The sequence below is a fragment of the Lishizhenia sp. genome, from assembly GCF_033720595.1.
Lineage (GTDB): Bacteria > Bacteroidota > Bacteroidia > Flavobacteriales_D > Crocinitomicaceae > Lishizhenia.
On the sequence record NZ_JAWWCF010000101.1, the window covers coordinates 1 to 10908 of the forward strand.

10 protein-coding genes and 1 pseudogene are annotated in these 10908 nt (G+C 37.1%); 6 read left to right on the forward strand and 5 right to left on the reverse strand.

The window, feature by feature from the left end:
• The 6 genes and pseudogenes from R3333_RS08515 to queG all read left to right on the forward strand — a co-directional run.
• Nucleotides 1–326: pseudogene (locus R3333_RS08515) on the forward strand (c-type cytochrome); the annotation flags it as partial.
• 26 nt (nucleotides 327–352) lie between these two features.
• Nucleotides 353–1546, forward strand: coding sequence for a quinol:cytochrome C oxidoreductase (locus R3333_RS08520; RefSeq protein ID WP_318958364.1), 1194 nt, complete (start codon nucleotides 353–355; stop codon nucleotides 1544–1546).
• A gap of 33 nt (nucleotides 1547–1579) precedes the next feature.
• Nucleotides 1580–2872 carry a cytochrome c oxidase subunit II gene (locus tag R3333_RS08525; protein ID WP_318958365.1) on the forward strand — a complete coding sequence of 431 codons (1293 nt, stop codon included), beginning with the start codon at nucleotides 1580–1582 and terminating at the stop codon, nucleotides 2870–2872.
• Nucleotides 2873–2900: 28 nt separating this feature from the next.
• Nucleotides 2901–4697: a cbb3-type cytochrome c oxidase subunit I gene (locus tag R3333_RS08530; protein WP_318958366.1), complete on the forward strand. Its 1797-nt coding sequence runs from the start codon at nucleotides 2901–2903 to the stop codon at nucleotides 4695–4697.
• Between the two features lie 76 nt (nucleotides 4698–4773).
• On the forward strand, nucleotides 4774–5796 hold the full coding sequence (ruvB, locus tag R3333_RS08535) for a Holliday junction branch migration DNA helicase RuvB (RefSeq protein ID WP_318958367.1): 1023 nt from the start codon (nucleotides 4774–4776) through the stop codon (nucleotides 5794–5796).
• Entirely contained in the window at nucleotides 5790–6719 is a 930-nt protein-coding gene (gene queG / locus R3333_RS08540; protein WP_318958373.1) for a tRNA epoxyqueuosine(34) reductase QueG, read from the forward strand. The genes ruvB and queG overlap by 7 nt, the downstream gene beginning before the upstream one ends.
• A gap of 13 nt (nucleotides 6720–6732) precedes the next feature.
• Here queG and R3333_RS08545 read toward each other — a convergent pair whose 3' ends face one another.
• The 5 genes from R3333_RS08545 to R3333_RS08565 all read right to left on the reverse strand — a co-directional run.
• Nucleotides 6733–6918 carry a hypothetical protein gene (locus R3333_RS08545; protein WP_318958368.1) on the reverse strand — a complete coding sequence of 62 codons (186 nt, stop codon included), beginning with the start codon at nucleotides 6916–6918 and terminating at the stop codon, nucleotides 6733–6735.
• Nucleotides 6919–7093: 175 nt separating this feature from the next.
• The gene (locus R3333_RS08550) at nucleotides 7094–8038 is read right to left on the reverse strand and encodes an Omp28-related outer membrane protein (RefSeq protein ID WP_318958369.1); all 945 of its coding nucleotides are present in this window, start codon (nucleotides 8036–8038) and stop codon (nucleotides 7094–7096) included.
• Nucleotides 8039–8056: 18 nt separating this feature from the next.
• On the reverse strand, nucleotides 8057–9751 hold the full coding sequence (locus R3333_RS08555; RefSeq protein WP_318958370.1) for a DUF6029 family protein: 1695 nt from the start codon (nucleotides 9749–9751) through the stop codon (nucleotides 8057–8059).
• Between the two features lie 30 nt (nucleotides 9752–9781).
• Nucleotides 9782–10303, reverse strand: a complete 522-nt coding sequence (locus tag R3333_RS08560; RefSeq protein ID WP_318958371.1) for a TlpA disulfide reductase family protein — start codon at nucleotides 10301–10303, stop codon at nucleotides 9782–9784.
• 152 nt (nucleotides 10304–10455) lie between these two features.
• The coding region (locus R3333_RS08565; RefSeq protein WP_318958372.1) for a T9SS type A sorting domain-containing protein at nucleotides 10456–10908 on the reverse strand (453 nt) is incomplete at its 5' end.

Consider the following 10908-nt stretch of genomic DNA (forward strand, 5'->3'; position numbering starts at 1 on the left):
ACTGTCACGGTGAAAAGGGAGATGGTAACGGACCAATGGTTGAAAGCGGTGCGTATGCAGGGGTTCCTGATTACAAAACGAAAACAGATTTAGCAGACGGACAAGTATTCTATTCTATTTACTACGGTAAAGGAGCAATGGGAGCTCACGCGAGTTTGTTAAACAATGAGCAAATTTGGACATTGGTACATTACGTAAACAAATTCAGATTTGACGATTATATGAAGAATTTGCCAGAAGCAGGTGCGGCTCCAGTAGCAGAACCAGTAATGGCTGATTCTACAGTAGTAGTAGAAGATGCTCACGCAGAAGCTGATCATCATTAATAATAACAAAAACAAGATAGGATAAAATGGAATTTCAAGTTTCAAATAAAGCCAAAATGTTAACTACCGTGTTAATGGCGGTTGGTATAGTGTTTACGCTTGTTGGCGTTATTATGGCGATGGGAGATCACCAATTAGGTACAAAGATTTACAGTAACATGCTCGTGAACTCTTTCTTCTTCTTCGGAATAGGATTGGGAGCATTGTTCTTCTTGGCGTTACAATACGCTACAGAAACAGGATGGTATGCTGTAATTAAAAGAGTAATTGAAGCGGTAGCAGGATTTTTACCATTCGGTGTAGGTATGATGTTGATTACATTATTGACTTTATCATTTACACACGGTGGACATGTTTACATGTGGATGGATCCAGATACAGTAGCTCACGATAGTTTAGTAAGTGGTAAATCTGCTTACTTGAACCAAGTATTCTTTTGGATCAGAACTTTAGCTTACATGGGTATCTACCTTATTTTCTGGAGAGGATTCAAAAATAGAAGTATACTACAAGATCAAAATGCTGATATGGCAGTAGATCTTCACTTTAAGAATTATAGAAAAGGAGCGGCATTCTTAGTGTTCTTCGCTTACTTTAGTTCTACTTCTTCTTGGGACTGGATCATGTCTATCGACACTCACTGGTTCTCAACATTATTTGGATGGTACACTTTCGCAGGTACATGGTGTTCAACAATGATTGTATTGGTTACGTTGACATTATACCTTAAGAAAAAAGGATACTTACCAAAAGTAAACGAATCTCACATTCACGATTTAGGTAAATGGACATTCGCAACTTCATTCTTGTGGTCTTACTTATGGTTCTCTCAGTTCATGTTGATCTGGTATGCTAACATCCCTGAGGAGGTTACTTACTACTTAACTAGAAGAGATAACTTTACATTCTTGTACTTCGGTATGTTCTTCATTAACTTCGCATTCCCAATGTTGATTTTAATGTCAAGAGACGCGAAGAGACACGCAGGAATTTTAACTTTCGTTGGATTAATCATCTTTGCAGGTCACTGGTTAGATGTATGGGTAATGGTTATGCCAGGAACAATTGGACCAAAAGCTTCAGTTGGATTATTAGACTTGGGTATGGCTGTATTATGCTTAGGATTCTTCGTGAGAGTTGTATTAACAAACTTAACGAAAGCGCCGTTGGTAGCAGTGAATCACCCATTCTTGGATGAATCATTACATCACGACATATAATAAACAGGAGTAGAAAGATATAATTAAGAAGCAATGATAAATAAATTAGTTATACTGATTGTAATTGTCTTAGGAGTAATAGGGGTAGCTCAATTGGTAAGATTGAACGAACTTTCTCGTAAGCACAGTGGACGCAAGGAAGAGGATATTCCGAATAGAGATAACAAATTAAATGCGAACTTAATGTTGGCGTTTATGATCTTTTTCTATGCAGGTTTTATATGGTTGATGTTAAAGTTCGGTTGGACAGGAAGAGGACCTGCAGCTTCTACACATGGTGTAGGAACTGACTGGTTATTGAACTTGAACTTTGTGATTATTATCGCGGTATTCTTCTTAACAAATACATTATTGTTTGTATTTGCTTGGAAATACGTGAAGAGACCAGGAGTAAAGGCAGTATTCTTTGCTCACTCAAATAAATTAGAAGCAATTTGGACAGTTATTCCAGCTTTAGTGTTGGCTGTAATCATCATCTTAGGTTTAAGAACTTGGAATGATATTACAGATGAATCTGCACCAGAAGCTGAAAGAGTAGAGGTTTTCTCTTGGCAGTTTGCTTGGAAAGCAAGATACTCTGGAATGGATAACACCTTAGGAGCATATGACTACAAATTGACAACAGCTGAAAATGAATTTGCTTTGGTAAGCCAGGCAAATATCGATGCAGCTAGAGACTCAATGGATTACGGTCAGATTGGATCAATCAAAGTTTTAGAAGAAACTTTAAATGATCCTAATGTGATTATGAGTGTTGAAGAAAGAGAAAAATTAACGAACGAATTAGGTGTTAAACAAAGATTGCACAGATTGTTAACGCAAATGGGAATCACACACAACGATTCTTTAGATGCATTAGCAGCGAACGATTTCTTTGCAGATACCTTAGTTTTATTAAAAGGTCAGAATTACGAATTCACATTCCGTTCTAAGGATGTAATTCACTCTGCATACTTCCCGCACTTTAGAGCACAAATGAACACTGTTCCAGGAATGGAAACACGTATGAAATTCCAGCCGATTTACACGACGGAAGAAATGCGTGATGAGATGAACGATGAGGAATTTGAGTACATCTTAATGTGTAACAAGATTTGTGGTGGATCTCACTACAACATGAAAATGCCTGTACGTGTAATGAACGCTGAACAGTACTACAACTGGAAAGTGAACAAAACAACGTACAATGGGAAGACTTACTTCGGATACGATGCTGATCCAGCAAATTTATCAGCTGCGGAGAAAGCGGAACAAATGAAGAAAAGAGAAGCTTTATTAGAATCTTATAAAGCAATTGAAGCTTCATTAGATACAGAAGAAAAGTAAGAATAATAATAAAATTAAAAGATTAGAAATGGCAGCAGTAGCGCACGGAGCAGATCACGGACACGATCATCACGAAGAGAGTTTCGTATCTAAGTACATCTTTAGCCAGGATCACAAAATGATTGGTAAGCAGTTCTTAATGACTGCTGTATTCATGGGATTGGTCGCAATGTTATTGTCTATTCTATTTAGAATACAATTGGCATGGCCAGGTGAGTCGTCTGACTTCTTAAGTATGTTCTTAGGAGAGAAATGGGCTCCAAACGGAATATTAAATAATGAAATGTACCTTGGTTTGGTTACAATTCACGGTACATTAATGGTATTCTTCCTTTTAACAGGTGGTTTATCAGGAACGTTCTCTAACTTACTTATTCCATTGCAAATTGGAGCAAGAGATATGGCATCAGGTTTCTTAAACATGTTGTCATACTGGTTATTCTTCTTGTCTTCATTAATCATGTTTGCGTCTTTATTTATTGAGACGGGACCAGCGATGGCAGGTTGGACAATCTACCCTCCTTTATCAGCATTGCCACAGGCAGTTTCTGGTTCAGGTTTAGGTATGACAATGTGGTTAACATCGATGACTATTTTCATTGCATCTTCATTAATTGGATCTTTGAACTACATCGTAACTGTATTGAACTTAAGAACAACTGGAATGAAAATGACGAGAATGCCATTAACAATATGGGCGTTCTTAGTAACAGCAATCTTAGGGGTATTATCTTTCCCAGTTTTATTATCAGCAGCATTATTGTTATTGATGGATAGAACAATGGGTACTTCATTCTACTTATCAGATATCATCGTTGGTGGTGAGATGTTAGAGAATGTAGGTGGATCTCCAGTGTTGTACCAACACTTATTCTGGTTCTTAGGTCACCCTGAGGTATACATCGTATTGTTACCAGCATTAGGGTTATCATCAGAAATTATTTCTACGAACTCAAGAAAACCTATCTTCGGTTACAGAGCGATGATTGGTTCTATCTTAGCTATTGGTTTCCTATCATTCATCGTATGGGGTCACCACATGTTAGTTACAGGTATGAACCCATTCTTAGGATCTGTGTTCGTATTTACAACATTATTGATTGCAATTCCATCAGCAGTAAAAGTATTTAACTACTTAACTACTTTATGGAAGGGATCTATCACTTACACGCCAGCAATGTTGTTCGCTGTAGGTTTAGTATCTACGTTTATCACAGGTGGTGTTACAGGTATTATCTTAGCCGATTCAGCATTGGATATCGCAGTACACGATACTTACTTCGTTGTTGCTCACTTCCACATTGTAATGGGTATGTCTGCAGTATTCGGAATGTTTGCTGGAGTTTACCACTGGTTCCCTAAAATGTATGGTAAGATGATGAACTCTCGTTTAGGGTACGTTCACTTCTGGATTACTATCGTTGGAGCTTACGGGGTATTCTTCCCAATGCACTTTGTTGGATTAGCAGGAGCGCCACGTCGTTACTACGATTACAGTGTTTACGAAGGATTCTCAAAAGGAGCTTACGAAATGATCTTAGACTTAAACGTTATCATTACTGTTTTCGCGATCATCGCAGCATTAGGACAAATTGTTTTCTTGTTTAACTTATTCGTAAGTATTTACAGAGGACAAGCTGCTCCACAGAACCCTTGGAAGTCGAATACTTTAGAGTGGACTACTCCTGTAGAGCACGTTCACGGTAACTGGCCAGGTGAATTACCAACGGTACACAGATGGCCTTACGATTACTCTAAGCCAGGAATGGAAGAGGATTTTGTTCCTCAAACAACTCCATTAATGGAAGGTGAAGAAGAACACTAGTAATAGTTAATAAATATTTGTAAGAAAGCTCTATCCTTTGATAGGGCTTTCTTATTTTTACATCAAAGCGTTTTTAGTGGAGGAAGAAGATTTTGATTATAGAAGTGAGCAGCTAACCAGCGATCAAGAAATAGACAAGGTGCTAAGACCGAAAGCTTTTTCAGACTTTACCGGTCAGCAAAAGATTTTGGAAAATCTTGAGATATTCGTTGAAGCTACAAAGAAACGTGGAGAACCTTTAGATCACGTATTATTGCACGGACCTCCAGGTTTAGGTAAAACGACCTTGGCAAACATTATTGCCAATGAATTAGGTGTAGGTTTTAAAGTTACTTCTGGTCCAGTATTGGATAAGCCAGGGGATTTGGCTGGATTGTTAACGAACCTTGAAGAGGGAGATGTATTATTCATCGATGAGATTCATAGGTTAAGTCCGGTAATTGAGGAGTATTTGTACTCAGCAATGGAAGATTACGTGATAGATATCATGATAGATTCTGGACCGAATGCACGAACAGTACAAATTGCCTTAAATCCGTTTACACTTATTGGGGCAACAACACGTTCTGGGTTGCTTACAGCGCCGTTACGTGCACGTTTTGGTATTAGTTCTCGTTTGCAGTATTACAATGCTAAAACACTAACGCTTATAGTGGAGAGATCATGTGATTTGCTCGGTATCCCGGTTGATCATGAAGCAGCATATGAAATTGCAAGTAGAAGTAGAGGTACACCGCGTATAGCAAATGCCTTGTTAAGAAGAGTGCGTGATTTTGCTCAAATCAAAGGAAGCGGTAAAATTGATTTAAAGATTACCAACTATGCTTTAGAAGCATTGAATGTGGATAAAAATGGATTGGATGAGATGGATAATAGAATATTAACTACTCTTATCGATAAATTTAGCGGAGGACCAGTAGGTATTACCACGCTTGCTACGGCGGTTGGAGAGAATGCAGGTACATTGGAAGAAGTATACGAACCATTTTTAATTCAAGAGGGATATTTAGTACGTACCCAAAGAGGGCGTAAGGTAACCGAACTGGCGTATACCCATTTGGGCAAGGATATAGGTTGGTCTCAAGGAGGATTATTTTGAGTAAAGAAAAACATACAAGATTAATAAAAGAAAAAGCCCGTGATTTGGGCTTTTTCTTTTGTGGTATATCCAAAGCAGATTTTTTGGATGAAGAAGCGCCACGTCTTGAGAAATGGTTGAATGATCAACGCCATGGTAAGATGAATTACATGGAGAACCATTTTGATAAGCGTTTAGACCCACGTTTACTGGTGGATGGAGCTAAAAGTGTAGTTTCTTTACTGTTGAATTATTATCCTGCCGAAAAACAGCCTGAAAACACCTATAAAATATCCAAGTATGCATACGGACAAGATTATCATCATGTCATCAAAGAGAAGCTGAAAGAATTTTTTCAGTTCATACAAGATGAAATAGGTGAAGTAGGGGGAAGAATGTTTGTGGATAGTGCTCCTGTGTTAGACAAAGCATGGGCAAAAAAGAGTGGCTTGGGTTGGATAGGTAAGAATTCCAATTTAATCAATACCAAAAGCGGTTCTTTTTTCTTTATAGCAGAATTGATATTGGATTTAGAATTGGAGCCAGATGGTCCGATTAAAGATTACTGTGGTACGTGTACGCGCTGTATAGATGCTTGTCCCACAGATGCAATTGTAGAACCCTACGTAGTGGATGGAAGCAAATGTATTAGTTATCTTACGATAGAATTAAAAGACGAAATTTTACCGCATGAATTTAAAGGTAAAATGGAGGATTGGATGTTTGGTTGTGACATCTGTCAGGATGTTTGTCCCTGGAACCGATTTTCTAAACCCCATAATACTCCTGCTTTTGACCCTCATGAACAATTATTGCAGATGAATAAGTCGGACTGGGAAGATTTAACAGAGGAGGTGTATAGAGAGATATTCAAAAAAAGCGCCGTTAAACGAACTAAGCTTAACGGCGTTAAAAGAAATGTAAATTTTCTAAAGTCTTCTTAATAGTGGGTTTAGTCTAAAGGGCAAATGTTTTCTTTATGATTGTTGGATGCAAGTGGTAAAATTCTTTAATGCAGTATTCTTTAAACATTTTAGCTTCTTCAGCATCCGTAATCCATTTTAGTGCTTTTTTTAATTCCTTTTGAAAAAGTAGCTTATCAAAACTAACTTTTTTCAAAATTTTCTTACTTAATTCTAACATGGTTATTGCCTTTTTTTGCTTCTCCTAATTTAGTAAAATAATCGAGTCCCTTTTTTATTCGTCACTTAAACTTTTAAACAGGAATTGTTAAAAAGATTTAAAGGCACGGCTAGGTAACAGAAATAAAAAAAGCGTACCGAAATCGATACGCTTTATGCATTTAAAACAAATTCTATTACGGTTGAATCTCCGTTTCTATCACTTGATAGACTTCTAATGTGTTTGTGTTGTACACATAAGAGATAACCATGGAGTTGTCCGCTGTCTTATCAGCTGGTAACTCATAACTGTAGTTCATTAAATATCTATCAGGTTTAGCCGCGTCAATTTCAGCTGATGATAGATCTAAACCAAAAGCAGCTTTAGATAACTCATCACGTACAATGTTGTGATGTTCGTAATCTGTAATTGTATTGGCAAAGTATTTTTGAGGAGCTACAAACTTCTTTTCTACATAGTAATTAACTACCTTAATCTCATCTTTGATAGATGGATCTAATAGGTCTACCTCTAAGTGGTAGTAAATTGCATGACTTTGCGAGAAGTAGTTTACTTTAGACTGTAAATTTACCTTAAGGTCATTCGCAGAAATAATTGCAGATGTTTGCTGTCCCCATATTGCTGCTGTTCCAAACAATGATTTATCGTCATTTGCATCGAAAGGTGTTCTGTTTACAGTACCTCGAGGATTACCAACGAATTGGTAACCATTGGCGAAAAACTTACCATATTCAACAACGATGTCGTTGTAAAATTGTTCTGGGAAATCAGCGTTTGTTTCTTGAAACTGTACGATACCGTCATTTTGATCATTTCCAGCGTGTATAGAGGCGATAACCACTCGACCCGGGTTATTGTTGGCAATGTTTACTGCTTCGTCTGCAGCTGGTGGACAATTGGGGCATCTATGTCCCGTAAAGTCTTCAATAAGTACGTTTCTATTTGTATTCGTATTCTCCGCGAAATTAGGCCACTCTGTATTGTAGTAAGTGTTAAAATTTCCAGGATATAAAGTTGTATCAAAATCATTAGAGACTTGAGGCTGAACTGGAAATTCTACCTTATCACATGATGCTGTGAATACAAGAACTAAGACTGATAATGCTATAAGTATTTTCATTTTAATAATTCTTTAGGGTTAGAAACTTTGAGTAAGACTAACGGTTAAACCATTAGAGGCTGGTACAAATCTACAAACACCTCCCACACAGAATAAACCGGCTCTTTGTCTACCGTAAGTTGCCATGATTCTAGTTGCACCTTTAACGTATCCAACAGACCCTACAATGTAATGAATTCTATTACTTGCTACTGGATTTCCATAATTGTATTGGTCCATAACACTTACAAACCAACTTGGAGAAATTGTATATTCAATTAAAGCAGTAGCCCAGTTTCCTTTATCCTGTGGCACCTCTTTTCCTTCTGATTTATCGTATACATCATTCACAAATAATGATTGGAATTCAGCTCTTAAACTGTGTTTACGATTAATCTTGTACCCCATTTCTAGTACTCCAATATGGGCATTAATTTTCCCTTTAGCGTCATCGGTTACTTTAATAACATCGTTGTTAATTAAGATGTTGTAGTATGAACCAATAGCGTAAAATTTCTTGTTAAACTTACGTTTAATTTGAATGTTGAAATCGTGCCAGTAGTTATTTGTAGAAGTCGCAAATGGTGTATTCGTATACGGTCTTAAACGTTGCAAAGAATCACCAGAACTAACACCTTCACCGCTCTGTAACGAACCGTTAATGATAGAATAGTTAATGTTTATTGGCATTCCATATTTACCTCCAATTTTTGATTTTTTTGGAACCGTATAGATAATGTCAGCTTGGTATCCTACTTCTCCTAAAAGCTGTGTAGCATAAGGATAAAGAGTAGCAACTAAGTTATACGTATGCGTTTTGTTGGTTGGAGGTAAGAAGTTAATCAAAGCATCTTGCAAATCTTTGGTTCTATCACTTCTAAAACTCATGTTATCTGTTGACTTAGCAGACAACACAATACCTAAACCTCTACGAGAATATCCAAAATTAATTAAGGCAGCATGACCGTTATTGTAGATATAACCGTTATCTGAAGAAGGGTCGTTTTCCTTAATGTTGTATTCACCATTTAGATAAAAACCTTTGTATCTCAAACCAAAGCGAGCTCCGTATGCACCCACATTTTCTGGTAAGATTAATTCATCGTTATCGTCTTCTTGGTACTTACTTACGAATTGTGCTCCCAATCGAATGTCAATTGGAAAGTCATTCATTTTATCAAAGGTTTGATTTACGTGGATTTCACCATCAAAACCTCTTACAAGACCTGCAGAGTTAATGATTCTTCCATCTGTAAAAGATAGTCTTTGTTTACCCCAAAAACCTTTGATTCGAATACCTTTGTAAGGATTAAGCTTCAAACGAATTCCATCCATGGCATTATCATAACCTAAAGCACGCTGCTCATAAGATCTGAATATCATTCCAGAACCGAATTGTTCGTAGAAGTTACCTATGGTAAGATCTATAAAGTCTGTTTTATAACCTATGTATCTGAAACCTACACCAGTACCAGAGAATCTATCCGGGTAACCTTGGATTCTTGGAAGGTAAGATTCAACTCTGGCTCCAGCGCTAAAATTACCTTTGGTGTAAAAGATATTCGCGTAAGAGTTAATCAATGCCTTTTCAGGTGGCTGATTGGCATCGATCAAAGGATCGTTTCTTAAATATTGAAATGTAGACTCTAAGTTACCTGTTATGTTTCCCATGTCGTTTTGGGCAATAGCCGCAGAACCACATGCGATAGCAAGTGTCAATAAGAATTTCTTCATCGTAAAAATCGTAAATAAAGATGGGTTGGATTACTCAGCGTCAGCTGTCAATTCTAATAATTTATCGTAAATCGCATCTTCATCACCTGGAGCGTAGTTATTGTGAGAGTATACAATTTTACCGTTCATTACGATGAATGTATGCGGTACGTTATTCACTCCCATTGCTCTTTTAAAATCGAAGTTTGAATCTAATAAGATATTGTAATCCCATGCCTGAGCATTGATGTAAGGCTCAACTCTACTTTTTGTTCTCTCGTCGTCAATAGATACAGCGTAAAGTTCTACTCCTGTTTCTTCTTGCCAATCAGTATATAATTCAGCGATAGTGTTAAGTTCTCGTTTACATGGTGAACACCAAGTAGCCCAAAAGCTAATGATTACCGGACCGTCGTGACTTGCTATGTCCAGAGTATTGAACGTTTCTCCTTTCATATTTTGAATATCCACTGAAGGTAATGATTTGTTTCCTCCTTCATCATTTGAAAATGTAAATGATGTAATTGCGAATACTAACGCAAATGCTAAAAATCCTATTCCTGCTTTTCTCATGGTTTATTTTTTATAGTTTGTTTTAATGCCTAACAAAGATAGGTCTATTGTTTTCTTTGAAGAAATGAAAATCTTGATTATTCTTTAATTCCTATCACGAAAAAAGGGAAGTGCTAGGCACTTCCCTTTTCTTATTAAGATTTTTCTAAATATTATTTAGAAACGTTCATTTTAATTGAAGTTGTAACACCGTCAACTGTAACGTTAACAAAGTACATACCATTTGCTTCAGACGTTAAGTCGATAGGCAATACGTTTGTACCGTTCGCTAAATCGCTAGCAGCTTTCGTGTAAACTACATTTCCTAAAACATCAGTAACGTTAACACTTACGTTAGAATTGTTTTCCAATTCGATTGCAAGGTTAGAGATACCGTTTGATGGGTTAGGGTAAACTTTAATGTTGTTGTTTCCTTCAACATTCTCAACACTTGCAGCTCCAGTAATAGAAGTTTCGTAAGCGTTGAAGATTTCGTTTGTGTTTTTGTTTACGAAGTAAGCAACTGCGTGCATATCTCCAGGGAACCATTCAGCATGGTTGTAGTTGAATGTAAACGTGTGAGAGAATACATCTCCATCGTTAATCTGTCCTGCTGGTACAGATCC

Coding starts and splice junctions, on each gene's coding strand:
- R3333_RS08520 (WP_318958364.1), top strand. CDS start 353: ATGGAATTTCAAGTTTCAAATAAAGCCAAAATGTTAACTACCGTGTTA.
- R3333_RS08525 (WP_318958365.1), top strand. CDS start 1,580: ATGATAAATAAATTAGTTATACTGATTGTAATTGTCTTAGGAGTAATA.
- R3333_RS08530 (WP_318958366.1), top strand. CDS start 2,901: ATGGCAGCAGTAGCGCACGGAGCAGATCACGGACACGATCATCACGAA.
- R3333_RS08545 (WP_318958368.1), bottom strand. CDS start 6,918: ATGTTAGAATTAAGTAAGAAAATTTTGAAAAAAGTTAGTTTTGATAAG.
- R3333_RS08550 (WP_318958369.1), bottom strand. CDS start 8,038: ATGAAAATACTTATAGCATTATCAGTCTTAGTTCTTGTATTCACAGCA.
- R3333_RS08555 (WP_318958370.1), bottom strand. CDS start 9,751: ATGAAGAAATTCTTATTGACACTTGCTATCGCATGTGGTTCTGCGGCT.
- R3333_RS08560 (WP_318958371.1), bottom strand. CDS start 10,303: ATGAGAAAAGCAGGAATAGGATTTTTAGCATTTGCGTTAGTATTCGCA.